We start from the raw sequence: 14,338 nt of genomic DNA on the forward strand, positions 1-14,338 counted from the left end.
TTTTTTAGGCTCATACGCACTATGCAATCTCAATCAAGTATTGTTAATACGCCAGCGGATGATACGTCATCCGCTCCGGCGTTATTTTCCGATTATGAAATGCCAACGGATGCTTTTGATGAGGCCTTCACGGAAGATCGCCAAACACGCCCACACTGGGAGCATTTGCTCAACAGTATCAGAGGACTTACCAATGATGGCATGGTCGATAGACAGGCGCGTGCGCAACGTATACTTCGTGAAGACGGTGCAACATACAACCTAACCAGCGACCCGTTAACGCCTAGCGTTTGGTCGCTGGATTTGATTCCTAACATTATTCAAAGTGATGAATGGCGACAAATAGAAGAAGGCTTAGCCCAGCGCTCAGCGCTATTTGACCTCATTTTAAAAGATTTTTATGGCCCAAGAGAGCTTATTAAAAGCGGCACTTTACCCGCTGAAATTCTCTTTAGTCATCCTGGGTTTTTACGTCAATGTCACAATGTGACAACGCCAGGCCCGCACCAATTGCTACTGCACGGGGTCGACATGGTACGCGACCAAACTGGGCAGTTTCAAATTATTGGAGATCGCACTCAAGCGCCCAGTGGTGCAGGCTACGCCCTCGAAAACCGCACTGTTGTTTCGCGTGTGATTCCGAGTATTTTTCGCGATAGCCAGGTGCATCGACTGTCTGCGTTTTTCCATTCACTTAAAGGTATGTTATCCAAGCTTGCCAGTGAATGGACCGAAACACCGCGCATTGTTATGCTCACCCCAGGGGCTTTTAGCAGCACCTATTTTGAGCAAGCCTATATGGCGAACTATCTCGGCTTCCCCTTGGTTCAAGGCAGCGATTTAACCGTGCGCAATGGCGCAGTTTGGATGAAATCACTAAGTGGGTTGGCCCGTGTTGATGTCATTTTACGACGCGTCGATGACGCCTATTGTGACCAAGCTGAATTGCGCACCGACTCTATGCTCGGTGTGCCAGGCTTACTTGAAGTAGTACGCGCCGGCAATGTCGCCATCGCCAACCCTCTGGGTAGCGGCGTGTTAGAAACACCTGCATTATTAAAGTTTCTACCCGCTATTAGCCGTTTTCTAACTGGCTCAGACTTGGCGCTCCCTTCTGTCTCAAGCTGGTGGTGTGGTGACCCTGAAGATTTCAATTATGTCACTCATAATATAGAAAACCTGATTATTAAATCGGCCATTCGACACGCAAATCAAAGCAGTATTTATGGCCACACGCTGAACGAAAAACAAAAACTCAGCACCCTAGCAATGATAAAAAAACACCCTCATCTGTATACCGCACAAAGCTATATCCCAGGATCTGTAGCACCGGTGTGGCAAGATGGCGGACTACAAGCACGACCGAGTATTTTGCGAGCCTTTACCGTTTCTGACCAAGATCACTACTCGGTCATGCCCGGGGGACTGTCACGGGTGAGCAATAGTGTGAGAGACAAAATTGTTTCACCACTCTCCTCATCAACCAGCAAAGACACTTGGATCCTTGCCTCAGAGCCAGAAAAACAAACGGCTCAGCTGTCTGATAAACTCATTTTGCAAGACGAAGCACTACAAACAAACTTACCGAGTCGCGTAGTAGAAAACCTCTTTTGGATGGGACGCTATGCCGAGCGGGCAGAACTCAGCACCCGCTTGCTACGAACCTTATTCAAGCAAATGAACGGTATCGACCCATTGCCTGCTGAAAGCCGCCGTTTAATGTTGGAAATGGTGTCTATTCAGACCGGGTGTTTGCCTGGCTTTACCGAGGCTGACGATGCGCTTATTGATGCACCAGACAGTGAACTTGTGTCCATTATCACCGATGGCAATCGTCCAGGATCAATCAAGGCGAACCTACAAGCCATGATCAACTGTGGGGAGCAAGTCAAAGAAATGCTGTCAGCAGATACCCGCATCATCATTAATGAATTACGCGACCACATTCACGAGCTAGACCGCGCCTACACCAACGGTTTACCGGCGGCACCGGAAGAATCACTTGATAGCTTAGTCACCTCATTGCTGGCATTGTCTGGCTTGAATCATGAAAGCATGCTGCGCGGCCTAGATTGGACCTTTCAAGAAATTGGACGACGTACCGAACGCGCCCTACAAACCGCAACCTTGCTGCGCTCATCATTAACCAAACCTTTACCTGCAGCACAACAGCAACAGGTGCTAGAGTCGGTATTACTCAGTGTCGAAGCGTTAATTTCGTTTCGTCGGCGTTATCGTAATCGCGCTCGCGTCGCATACGGTTTGGAGCTCTTGATGCTAGACTCTACCAACCCTCGCTCGCTGATTTACCAAATCAACCAGCTGCGTAAACACATCAAAAAATTACCGCGCAATAACATGCCAAGCGCGGGATTAAGCCCAGAAAACCATCTGATTATCAAGTCATTAAATGACATTCAGCTCGCCGATTTAGACGGCCTTGTGCAAGTGGACCGCAACACTCAAACACGCCTGCCTTTAGAGCAGCTTATGACTCAATTATTAGAGCAACTAGAACAGTTCACCGTATTCATTAGTGAAAAATATTTTGATCATACTGCTGGGCCTCACTCTTTGGTAGAAAATAACTGGGAAGGTCATTGATGCAATACCGAGTTCGCCATATCACAAAATACGCATACGGAGCCCCTGTTAGCCTGTGTTACAACATGGCGCATCTATTGCCGAGAGATACAGAACATCAGCGCTGCCTAAATCAAAAAGTGCGCATTTATCCGCTGCCTGTGTATCAGAATGAAAACACGGATTATTTTGGTAATCAGACGTTTTATTTTTCCATTCAAGAAGCCCATAAAAAACTGGAAATCGATGTCACCTGTGATTTTGACATCACCCCAATAGACCTTGATGCATACCGAGCAAAAAGTATTACCAGTTGTGGGCAATTGCGCGCATTCATGCAATCACCTCGCACGGAAGCAGAGCATTTAGCGAAAGAATACCTATTGGATTCACCACAAATTCGGCGCTCAGAAGATCTCAGAAATTATGCAAAAGAGATTTTTAGCGATGAAAAAAATGTCTTAAAAGCAACGCTTGAATTCACCCATAAGCTGTTCAGCGAATTTACCTTTGACCCCAACACCACCACAGTGGCAACGCCTCTTGAACAAGTCTTAGCGCAGCGCAGTGGTGTCTGCCAGGATTTCGCCCATCTTGCGATTGGCTGCTTGCGTTCAGTTGGGCTACCGGCTCGCTATATGAGTGGTTACTTAGAAACCTTACCGCCACCAGGCCAAGAAAAGCTTATCGGAGTCGATGCATCCCATGCTTGGTTTGCGATATTTTTACCGGAACTTGGCTGGGTCGAGTTTGACCCTACCAATGACTTAATGCCGAGTGATCAGCATATCGTGACAGCTTGGGGACGAGATTATGCCGACGTGACGCCACTCCAAGGAGTCATTTTTGAAGGGGGCGGCTCGCAACAAATGTCTGTCTCCGTCGATGTTCGCCGCCTTTAACTTAATTTGAACGAGTTTGTACATTTTTCCAACAGCGATGACATAGCATGTAAAAGGGATATAGGGTAAGCTCCACCCCATATATTTAAGGCCAGATTTTCTCGCCTGCACCCACCTTTTAAATAAATGAGAACACCTATGAGTTTCAACGCCCTTGGGCTATCAGCCCCCATCTTAAAAGCCATTGAAGAGCAAGGTTATACCACGCCTTCTGCCATTCAAGCTCAAGCCATTCCAGCCGTATTGGAAGGCCAAGATGTGATGGCCGCTGCCCAAACCGGCACAGGTAAAACCGCCGGCTTTACCTTGCCACTGCTAGAGCGCTTAAGCCAAGGCGGGCCTGCCAAAAGCAACCAAGTTCGCGCGCTTGTTTTAACACCAACACGTGAACTTGCTGCGCAAGTCGCGGCCAGCGTTCAAGAATACGGCAAGCACCTTGCACTAAAATCTACCGTGGTTTTCGGTGGCGTTAAAATCAATCCTCAAATGATGGCATTACGCCGTGGCGCAGATATTCTGATCGCGACTCCTGGTCGTTTGATGGATTTGTACAATCAAAAAGCGGTTCGTTTTGACCAACTAGAAGTATTGGTGCTAGATGAAGCCGACCGTATGCTCGACATGGGTTTTATTCACGACATCAAAAAAATCCTCGCGATTCTTCCTAAGAAACGTCAGAACCTATTGTTCTCTGCGACGTTTTCGCCAGAGATTCGCCAACTTGCGAAAGGCTTAGTAAACAACCCTGTTGAAATCTCTGTCACACCAAGAAACGCGACGGCTGTTTCTGTTGAACAGTGGCTTCATCCAGTTGATAAAAAGCGTAAAACTGAGCTGCTGATCGAACTAATTTCTGAAGGTGAATGGGAGCAAGTGCTAGTGTTTTCGCGCACTAAACACGGCGCTAACAAGATCACTAAATTACTTGAAGCCAGCGGTATCCGTGCCAGTGCTATTCACGGCAACAAGAGCCAAGGTGCCCGTACCCGCGCTCTAGCCGACTTTAAAGAAGGCCGCGTAAGAGCCTTGGTCGCAACGGATATTGCTGCTCGAGGCCTAGACATTGAACAGCTTCCTCATGTGGTGAACTTTGATCTACCTGATGTGGCTGAAGACTATGTTCACCGTATCGGTCGTACTGGTCGTGCTGGTGCAACGGGTAAAGCAATTTCCCTTGTGGCGGCCGATGAGCTAGATCAATTAAGAGCCATCGAACGTCTGACTCAGAAGCTGATTGAACGCCGCTATGTGGATGACTTTATGCCAACGCATATGTTGCCAGACACCACATTAGACACGCGCCCAATTAAACCTAATAAACCAAAGCGTGCTAAGTCACCACGTGACCAGCACGCTGGGGCAAAACAAGGTTCTGGTGGCGCGGCAAAATTCTCTGGTGCTCGTCGCTCAGGAAATGGCGCCAAAGCGGCTCCTAAAGCAGATGTTACACCAGGACAAGGTATGCGTAGCAAACCATTGGCGCCTGCACGCCGCAACCGTAAACCAAGACCTGCTCAAGACTAATCACTTATAATCAGGCTACCCTGTGAAAACACGGGGTGGCATGATGCCTGCAAGATTCCTCACCATCTACCGTTATTACGGACCTATCTGTGTATTTGCATTAACTCGCTTTTGTTAATGCGGCTTTATCACATCTAGAGATACAGCTTTGGTGCATAACCCAATTTGATTGCACCTTTTTAATGCATGGCGCCTGCGCCATTCACTATTCTGTCGAGATGCACATGCCGGTTTCACAAAAAATATTCAAAGTTCGCCGTCATTATAATAAATGGGTTGCAGACCAAACTTTGGAAGATTTTGCGTTACGCTATACCTCCAAACAAACCCACACCATGAGTATTGAGCGGGTCGCTAACACGGCCTTAGGCGCCACGGCTTTTTTAGCCCTAGAGGGGCTCGCTGCCGCCATCACGCTAAATTATGGTTTCAGCAATGCCATCGCAGCTATAGCTGTGGTCTTATTGGTGTTTTTCATTACTGGCTTTCCGATTGCTTACTACTCTGCCAAGCACGGTTTGGACATTGACCTACTGACCCGTGGCGCCGGCTTCGGTTATTTAGGCTCCACCATTACCTCGCTTATTTATGCCACCTTTACCTTTATTTTCTTTGCTATTGAAGCGGCTATTCTCGCCTCCGCATTGGAGGTTTTATTTAGCATACCCTTGGCCATTGGTTATGCCCTCTCGGCGGTATTTGTTATTCCGATTGTTACCCATGGCATTCGCGCCATCAGCCGTTTTCAAGGGCTTACCCAATACCTTTGGCTAATACTCCAGATCACCGCATTATTGGTTGTTGTATTCAGTGAGTACGAGCATTTCCAAGCATGGACTGACTACACAGTGCCCAGTTTACCTAACAGCGGCAGCTTTAATGTCATTCTATTTGGCGCCGCGGCTTCCATGCTGTTCGCGCTTATGGCGCAAATTGGCGAACAAGTCGATTACCTGCGGTTTATGCCAGAAAAAACCGCAGAGAATAAAAAACGCTGGTGGTTCTGGCTGATTATTGCCGGTCCCGGCTGGGTATTTATGGGGGGAATCAAAATGCTGCTAGGGTCATTTCTAGCCTATTTGGCCTTTTCAAATGGCTTACCATTTGAGGCGGCCGCTGACCCCACACACATGTATCAAGGGGTGTTTGAGTTTCTCACTAAGTCGCCCATTCTAGCCTTGATTATGGCGGCTATTATGGTGTTCATTTGCCAGATGAAGATCAACTTAACCAATGCGTATGCAGGCTCCATTGCTTGGTCTAATTTTTTCTCTCGGCTGACTCACAGCCACCCAGGACGAGTGGTTTGGCTCGTGTTCAATGTCACCATTGCCCTATTACTGATGGAACTGGGAATTTACCAAGCTCTTGAAGCCATTCTTGGCGTTTTTGCTATTGCCGCAGTCAGTTGGCTGGGGTGTTTATCGGCGGATCTATTAATCAATAAACCGCTTAAGTTAAGCCCAGATTATGTGGAATTTAAACGCGCACATTTATACGATATTAACCCAGTCGGTACTGGCTCTATGCTGATCGCCACCGTGTTAGGCTTGATCAGTTATTTGGGCGTATTCGGCGACACCATGAAAGCACTTTGCCATTTTGTCAGTCTAGCCAGCTGCTTTATTTGTGTGCCTGTCATCGCTTGGTTTACCAAGGGAAAGTATTATTTAGCACGACAATCTCCAGAATTATTACCCCTAATCGCGCTAGAAAGCGATAAACATCCCAACATCACCTATAAGGTCTTAACCTGTGGTATTTGCGAAAACACCTTTGAAGTCGCAGACATGAGCTATTGCTCAGCCTACCAACAGCCTATTTGTTCATTGTGCTGCTCATTGGATGTGCGCTGTATGGACAGCTGCAAACCCCACGCCCGTATAAACCAACAAAGCATTGCTTTTCAGCGTATGTTTTTGCCCAAAAAAGTCGTACGTTTAATCAACTCACGTCTCGGCCGCTTTGTTACCTTACTGCTCGTCATCAATTTGATAAACGCAGCATTGATGGTTTTAATCTACCGGCAAATGGCGCCACAAACCCTCGCCGAGGCGACGCTTTTAAGCCAAACAATGTGGACCCTCTTTTTTACGCTATTGATCGTCTCTGGCGTCTTGTCTTGGTTATTTCTTCTGGCCCATGAAAGCCGTGTTGTGGCTCAAAAAGAATCCAATCGACAAACCCGTAAGTTGACCCAAGAAATCGACGCTCACCAAGAAACAGACAAAGCCTTACAGTCTGCAAAAGAGCTCGCCGAGCGTTCAAATGCAGCAAAAAGTCGCTATTTAACCGGTATTAGCCATGAACTAAGAACACCTTTGCAATCCATTATTGGCTACGCTCAGCTACTGTCTGATAAAAATGAGGCCCCACCACAGCATCAACATGGCTTGGATATTATTCAGCGCAGCGGTCAATATTTAGCCGACCTTATTGAGGGGTTATTGGATATTTCTAAAATCGAAGCCGGTCGCCTAGACCTGTATCGCAACACAGTAGATTTGCCCGCCTTAATTGACCAATTAGCAAATATGTTTTCGATGCAGGCCACTAGCAAAGGCATTCAATTTCAAAACCATATTCTCGACCCATTACCGCAATCCGTGATTACCGACGAGAAACGCCTACGGCAAATTTTGATCAATCTGCTGTCCAACGCCATTAAATACACCAAAGAAGGCCGGGTGGATTTCTTTATTCGCTATCGCAATCAAGTGGCGGAATTTGTCATTAAAGATTCTGGCCCAGGCATTCCTGAGCACCAAATGACACGTATTTTCGACCCTTTCGAACGAGTACGTAATGCCGATACTGCAAACTTACCCGGCACAGGGTTAGGCCTTACTATCGTCAAGTTACTCACCGAGATTATGGGAGGAGATTTGCAGGCCAGCAGCCAAGTAGGTGAAGGCAGTGAGTTCAAAGTCAGCCTGATGCTCCCCTGGGTTAATAAAGCCACCCAACGAGAAAGTACGCAACAAGCCATTATTGGCTATCATGGCTTTCAGAAAAAGCTATTTGTGGTAGATGACGACCCTGTAGTACGAGGTCTACTGTCGGATATTCTCGTTCCACTTAACTTTATTACTTATGAAGCTTATAGCGCGGAACATTGCTTGTCTCAATTACCAGATGCAATGCCAGACCTTTTTATCTTAGATGTTTCTATGCCAGGAATGAGCGGCTTAGAACTCGCACAAACACTACGCCAGCAAGGCATCGAGGTGCCCATTATTATGCTATCGGCTGATGCACAAGAGCAGCATCGCCAGCCTGATGAAAGCGCGGCATTTGATGATTACTTGATTAAACCGGTCAACAATCAAACCCTACTGGAAAAAATTTCCGCTCACATTGAGCTTGATTGGGTTTATCAAACGCCGCTCAACAATACGACTATGGCCTCAACACCTCCCCCTATTGAGACTCACTCCAGAGAGTCTAATAGAGCGACCAACAGCGCCATAATTCCTCCAAGCTCAACCATGAATGGCACCATTCCAGACCATGAGTTGATACGTGAACTAGCGGCTTTTGCTGAAATGGGCTATCGCAAAGGCGTCGGTAACACACTTCAAAAAATAGCCCAACTAAAACTGCTCAATAGCACTCATTTAAGCACCTTAGAACAGTATCATCAGGCTTTTCAATTCGATATATTGGCCAATTACTTAGCTCAGCACAGCGCAAACGAGGCAACAAAAAAAGCGGCGAATGCCTCACAGGAGACCCCGTAACATGATGCAAACAAACAATGACATTGTATTGGTAGTCGATGACTCCGCCGATGCGCTTAGCTTAATCAATGACACCTTAGAAGCTGCCAACATGGATGTCTTGGTGGCACTAGAAGGTAAACAAGCGCTGACCATCGCCAAACGCATCCGACCTGACATCATTCTGCTCGATGCTATCATGCCCACCATGGATGGCTTTGAAACCTGCAAAGCGTTAAAGGCCGACGCTAATCTTGCCTCTATTCCAGTTATTTTCATGACCGGATTAAGTGACACTGACGACATAGTACGAGGCTTAGAAGTGGGAGGGGTAGACTATCTAACAAAGCCCATCAAACCCAGCGAATTACTGGCCCGGATGAAGGTTCACCTGAATAACGCGCGCCTAACCAACAGCGCCCAATTGGCACTGGACAGTACTGGTCAGCATCTAATGACAGTCTCGGATGATGGCAACATCATGTGGGCTACGCCACAAACCTATGCATTACTTGCCAAAGCAAGAGCAACCCCACAATGGCAACAACAAGCACTCGCTCAGCAGCTAAAACACTGGTTTGATCATCATCCAGAGATAGACAGCCGCTTGTCATTAAGCGACCTAGAATACCCATTATCGGTCAAAATCGTCAGCGCCGAACAAGGACAGGAAAGGTTGCTTAAGCTTGAAGATGGACGCCGTCCAACAGGCCCCCAGCTATTGCATCAAGAGCTGGGGCTAACAGAGCGAGAATCTGAAGTTTTACACTGGTTAGCCAATGGCAAAACCAACCGTGAAATTGCTCAAATACTCGACATGAGCCCAAGAACGGTTAACAAACATCTAGAGCAAATATTTCCTAAACTCGGGGTAGAAAACCGCACTGCCGCCGCCGGCATTGCACTAAAGACACTAGCCACTGTCTAGCAAAGTCTGGGAAGTCCAATACTCTTATAAAATTAATATACATTTGTTTGTTTCAGCTAGTAATCAAGCTCTGATAAATAGAAATTGGATTAGGAGTATGGAGAAATATTCACCCGCTAAGAACTTAATGGCATTTCTCATAGGAATTCCCTCCTTATTCAAAGAGTGCTCTTAGAGCACCCAGAATTACAGGTAATAAAAAAGCCCCTAGAAGGTCAGTTTTCACTAACTTTCTAGAGGCTTATTTTATATGGTGGGCCTGCCCCGACTTGAACGGGGGACCTGCCGATTATGAGTCGGATGCTCTAACCAACTGAGCTACAGGCCCTAAAAACGATCCGCATTATAGCTATATGCGCAACCAATGCCAAGATGGTTTTGCCTGTAAATTCAATCTAATACAGAAAAACAGCTATTTTTTCAGCGCTCTAGAGGATTAAGGTTCACGGATTACCGTTCCTGGAGCAACGCCCATTACTTTTTTGAAGGCGCGACGAAACGCGGCTTCGCTTTGATAGCCTAGCTCATCGCAGAGAAGTGCCAAGTTGCTCTCTCCTCTTTTTATACGCTGAGCCGCCAGACGCATCCGCCAAAGTGTTAAATAGGCCATAGGGGTAATGCCCATGGTAGCTTTAAACAATCCACTAAAGGCAGAACGTGACATGCCTGCTTGCTGTGCCAAGCTGGCCACTTGCCACGCTTGCTGTGGCGCTTCATGTATGGCAACAATAGCTCGTGCAAGTTTGTTATCACTCAAGCCCGCTAACAGACCAAATTGCACTTTTTTGGCTTGCATAAAGGCCCTTAACAGATGCACTAAATACGCCTCGGCCAAACGCTCTAATACTACTTGAGAGCCGCAACGAAGCTGCTCTATTTCCGCTAGCAGTAAAGTATTTAACGACATCAATTGCTGAGCAATTTCATCGCCTTTTTCTACCTTGACCCACTGACAAGCAAAGTCCAATAAAGGGTTAAGTGCTTTTTTTCCAAAATCAAATTCACAAATTAGCAAGTTAGCTACCGCTTCATGATTCACTAATGCTGCCCGTGACTGCAGTGCCTCAAATGCAAGACCAGACGCCAACCACATTCCATCCCCTTTTGTTAAAGAGATTGGTTCACTGCCCTTTGCTTGCAATGTTAGCTCGCCTTCCATCATGTAGAGCCAATAACTTGCCTCTGTAGAAAGCTCCAAGCCCTCTGCCTTTTCCAAAAAAAGACAACGGGTTACTGAAGTGGCTTTGGGACGAAATGCACTGAGTACTGAAGAAAGCCTGTCCACGAATTATTCCACCTTATGAAAATACGATCTGCAATAAAATTAGGACTTTGAGACATTTATCGTATCAAATTTTATTCTAGTATGCCCTTATAGTAAAAATCAACGAAACATGAGGAGATACCAATGGTTGTACTAAAGCCTAGAGCCGCTACTCCAGAGTTAGCGCTTAACACTCTAACAGGCGCCTGGTCTTTGGCTGAGCAAACGCCAGAGAATTTCACCATGATCGTCGTTTATCGTGGCCTACATTGCCCTAAATGTCGTGACTACCTAAAAGAACTAAGCCGTTTAGCCGATGATTTTATCGCAAAAGGTGTGAGTATTATCGCCCTTAGTAGCGACACACAAGAGCGCGCGCAGCGAGCATCTACAGAATGGGAAATTGAAAACCTCACCATGGGCTACGGCTTAACGCCTGAGCAATCACAAGCATGGGGATTACATCGCAGCGCTGGACGCGGGTTAACCAGCATCGGAATTGAAGAGCCGGCTGAGTTTACTGAACCAGGATTTTTCCTTGTTCGCCCTGATGGCACTCTATATTGGAGCAACATCAGCACCATGCCATTTGCTCGACCACACTTTAGAGAAGTTCTAGGTGCAGTCGATTTTGCTATTAACAAAAATTACCCAGCCCGTGGTGAATTAATTTAATAGCGAGCGTAAATCTTTAAATAAACAAACAAGCGAAATCCTTTTTGGGTTTCGCTTTTCTTCGTTTTTCAAATATATTAAAAAACTCTCTTCCACTAAAAAAACAAAACATCTCAAAAAAATCCACTTCAGAAAACCATTATTTTAACGATCAATTACTTCAGAAAAACATCAATTTTTTAATAAAAAAAGCACATCTATAAAGACATGCTTTTTAAAAACTTACGTTTACTTTCTGTTAAGAAAAATCGATATAACCGATTACTTACCCAGAGAGAATTTGTTGTCATAGTCTCTAAACAGGTAAAGAGCCACAATCGCCGCCAGCATCGGCCATGCAGCATAAAAGAGCAAGTTTGATCCGGCCCAAGGGTCTAGATAACGCCCAAAAGACACTAGAGTAGAACTTAAGTGCATGATTAATATAATTAATGTCGCCCATCTTCTCTGAAAACCTAGCAAAAAGCTAAGCACCAAAGCAAGTTGTAAGGCTCCCATGATATAAGCAATACTGGCACTTATATCAGGAATAGAATAGAAAACCTTCATGACAGCAGCAGAATGGCTAGGATTCACAAACTTATCCACAGTCCACATAATTAGCACAATAAACACACTCAGTCGCAGCCCCAATAGGCTCCACTCAAGCTTTTCTTTCGATATGGTAACGGTACTCATTTTAAAACCCTTTTAAAAACTTAATAAACCAAAGCTTTGAAAAACAAAAACTTATGCTTTTATCCATACCGCAACCATTATTTAAGTTGTTTCTATAAAGCCATTCAAAACAAACCTACTTTAAAAAGAACAAGGAGAGAAAACAACATTAGATAACTGAGATGAACATTTTTATCTTTTTCAGGCTATTTATTATTAAAAAAGAAAAGATGGGGGTTTCAAACAAATAAAGGGAACTTATTTATATTTTAGCCATCCTCATTTAGAGAAACAGCCATATTTAAAAAGCCGCTAAGATAAACACCCAATATCCGTCAACACCCAGGCACTATGATGCTGAGTGAAACCTATTTTAGGATAGTCATCTATCGCTTGAGGAGACGATAACAAGATCAATGAATATTCTGGGGTTAAGGCTTCTTTTGTCCTCCTCATTAAGCTCTTACCCACTCCCATCCCTTGAACGGCCGGGTCCACCGCTAAACCAGATAAATAACAACAAAAAGTAAAATCCGTCACAGATAGTGCTACCCCAACTAACACTTTTCGGGGCGAGGGCTAAGCGATGGCAACCGCACATTATGGGGTTCTTGGGTAATCAAGACGCCACAACAGAATCTGTATTTCAGTGGTGATTCTGGCTACTTTTCTGGTTTCAAAGAGTTTGGCGACCGATACGGGTCTTTGACCTTACTATAATAGAAACAGGTGCTTACGATAAAGATTGGGCCAGCATTCATATGACACTAGAAGAAAGCGTGCAAACGCATCTCGACCTTAGAGGAAAGGTAATGCTCCCCTAATGGTACTTTTGATCTGGCCTTTCATCCCTGGTACGAACCCTTTGACCGAGTAGAGGCGGAAGCAAAAAGATGCTCTGTCGCACTAAGCACTCCAGAGTTTGGGTAAATATTCACCATCACAGACGCCCCAATAGAGAATCCATGGTGGCGAGTTTCTTCTTGAACTCGCCATTAGGCTAGTAGAAATGCTGGCTCTCTTCTTTTAAGTAGTTGATCAGTACTTGTAGCTTTTTCGGCAAATGCCCATATGGGTACTGAATGTACACAGGCATAGGATCGGCGCGCCAATCTGGCAAACAATTTACCAAAGAGTCGGCGTGATGCCTGGCTCTCATATCCACTAAATAATGGGGTAAAATACCCACACCATTCCCTCTTATCATCGCATCAACATGAAGTGTAAACTGATCCACAATCAAGCGGCTATCAGGTACAGAGAAGCACACTCGGCCCTCTTTCTCATTGTCTAGACAGATAGAATTTTCGTCATTTTTTATCATATCTACCCATGCACACTGATTAAGTTCACTCGGGTGGGTAAATTCTCCCCTTTCTTCTAAATAACGAGGGCTGGCGTATACTCCTTGGGTAAGCTGACCGATTTTCTCTGCTTTTAGCCCTTCATCTGTAGGCTTACCAACCCAGATACTGACATCATTGGCTGATGATCCTTGTGACACGTTATTACCCGTTTTCACCTCCATGTTAACCCCTGGATACTTATCCAAGAATTCAAACATACGATTTGAAAACCAGCCCCGTATGAGGATGTTGTGTACATACACGGTTAGTTTTCCCGTGACTTCTCCCTTTAAATCCTCCACTGCCTTTAGACCATCATCGGCAATTGCCAACATTTTTTTGGCAAACGGTAAAAATTGTAAGCCGGCCTCATTGGCAATCAAGCGATTCGCTTGGCGTCGTAATAAAGGCTGATTCAGCACAGTTTCAAGATGGTTAATGCGGCGACTTAATGTCGATTTAGACACTCCAAGTGCCTGTGCGCTGTCTTTTAAATTACCGGTTTCCATAACCGATACAAACGTCTTCAGTTCGTTTAAATCGTACATGTTTCAGCCCTAAGGAGACCTCCGAAAAATAAGAAAAATCCTGCTATATAACTCCATTATTCAGCAATGTTGCAGAAAACGAAACAGAGCGTGTCAACACATTGCACTAAATATGTAAGAAAATACAAATGATAAACATTCTCAATACTCTTTTTAGTGAATCACATGATACTCAAAAGTATTTAAATATAT

10 protein-coding genes, 1 tRNA gene and 1 pseudogene are annotated in these 14,338 nt (G+C 45.4%); 7 read left to right on the forward strand and 5 right to left on the reverse strand.

All coding sequences use genetic code 11. The features are described 5' to 3' along the window. Nucleotides 1-21 precede the first annotated feature (21 nt). The 5 genes from DFP81_RS05780 (at nucleotide 22) to DFP81_RS05800 (ending at nucleotide 9,656) form a co-directional block, all read left to right on the forward strand. Nucleotides 22-2,604 carry a circularly permuted type 2 ATP-grasp protein gene (locus DFP81_RS05780; RefSeq protein ID WP_115896820.1) on the forward strand — a complete coding sequence of 861 codons (2,583 nt, stop codon included), beginning with the start codon at nucleotides 22-24 and terminating at the stop codon, nucleotides 2,602-2,604. Then, on the forward strand, nucleotides 2,604-3,485 hold the full coding sequence (locus DFP81_RS05785) for a transglutaminase family protein (protein WP_115896821.1): 882 nt from the start codon (nucleotides 2,604-2,606) through the stop codon (nucleotides 3,483-3,485). The genes DFP81_RS05780 and DFP81_RS05785 overlap by 1 nt, the downstream gene beginning before the upstream one ends. Nucleotides 3,486-3,623: 138 nt before the next feature. Then, nucleotides 3,624-5,009: a DEAD/DEAH box helicase gene (locus tag DFP81_RS05790; RefSeq protein WP_115896822.1), complete on the forward strand. Its 1,386-nt coding sequence runs from the start codon at nucleotides 3,624-3,626 to the stop codon at nucleotides 5,007-5,009. A gap of 224 nt (nucleotides 5,010-5,233) precedes the next feature. Further along, nucleotides 5,234-8,749 carry an ATP-binding protein gene (locus tag DFP81_RS05795; protein WP_115897013.1) on the forward strand — a complete coding sequence of 1,172 codons (3,516 nt, stop codon included), beginning with the start codon at nucleotides 5,234-5,236 and terminating at the stop codon, nucleotides 8,747-8,749. A 1-nt stretch (nucleotide 8,750) separates the two neighbouring features. After that, a complete protein-coding gene (locus DFP81_RS05800; protein ID WP_115896823.1) occupies nucleotides 8,751-9,656 on the forward strand; it encodes a response regulator transcription factor in 906 nt (301 codons plus the stop codon). A gap of 251 nt (nucleotides 9,657-9,907) precedes the next feature. Here DFP81_RS05800 and DFP81_RS05805 read toward each other — a convergent pair. Continuing rightward, nucleotides 9,908-9,984, reverse strand: a tRNA-Ile gene (locus DFP81_RS05805). Between the two features lie 108 nt (nucleotides 9,985-10,092). Further along, nucleotides 10,093-10,941 carry an AraC family transcriptional regulator gene (locus tag DFP81_RS05810; protein ID WP_115896824.1) on the reverse strand — a complete coding sequence of 283 codons (849 nt, stop codon included), beginning with the start codon at nucleotides 10,939-10,941 and terminating at the stop codon, nucleotides 10,093-10,095. Nucleotides 10,942-11,064: 123 nt separating this feature from the next. Between DFP81_RS05810 and DFP81_RS05815 the strand changes: the two genes are divergently transcribed. Then, complete coding sequence (locus DFP81_RS05815; RefSeq protein ID WP_115896825.1) at nucleotides 11,065-11,595, forward strand: peroxiredoxin-like family protein; 531 nt, start codon at nucleotides 11,065-11,067, stop codon at nucleotides 11,593-11,595. A 261-nt stretch (nucleotides 11,596-11,856) separates the two neighbouring features. Here DFP81_RS05815 and DFP81_RS05820 read toward each other — a convergent pair whose 3' ends face one another. Beyond that, on the reverse strand, nucleotides 11,857-12,273 hold the full coding sequence (locus DFP81_RS05820; RefSeq protein WP_115896826.1) for a DoxX family membrane protein: 417 nt from the start codon (nucleotides 12,271-12,273) through the stop codon (nucleotides 11,857-11,859). Between the two features lie 291 nt (nucleotides 12,274-12,564). Next, nucleotides 12,565-12,816 (reverse strand): GNAT family N-acetyltransferase, encoded by a 252-nt coding sequence (locus tag DFP81_RS05825; RefSeq protein ID WP_115896827.1) that lies wholly within the window; start codon nucleotides 12,814-12,816, stop codon nucleotides 12,565-12,567. 54 nt (nucleotides 12,817-12,870) lie between these two features. On the opposite strand from DFP81_RS05825, the pseudogene DFP81_RS18595 reads away from it, so the two are divergent. Continuing rightward, nucleotides 12,871-13,076: pseudogene (locus DFP81_RS18595) on the forward strand (MBL fold metallo-hydrolase). A 176-nt stretch (nucleotides 13,077-13,252) separates the two neighbouring features. Here the strand turns inward: DFP81_RS18595 and DFP81_RS05835 are convergent. Next, on the reverse strand, nucleotides 13,253-14,146 hold the full coding sequence (locus DFP81_RS05835) for a LysR family transcriptional regulator (protein WP_115896828.1): 894 nt from the start codon (nucleotides 14,144-14,146) through the stop codon (nucleotides 13,253-13,255). Nucleotides 14,147-14,338: the final 192 nt, after the last annotated feature.

The sequence above is a fragment of the Marinomonas pollencensis genome (assembly GCF_003387375.1).
GTDB classification, from domain to species: Bacteria; Pseudomonadota; Gammaproteobacteria; order Pseudomonadales; family Marinomonadaceae; genus Marinomonas; species Marinomonas pollencensis.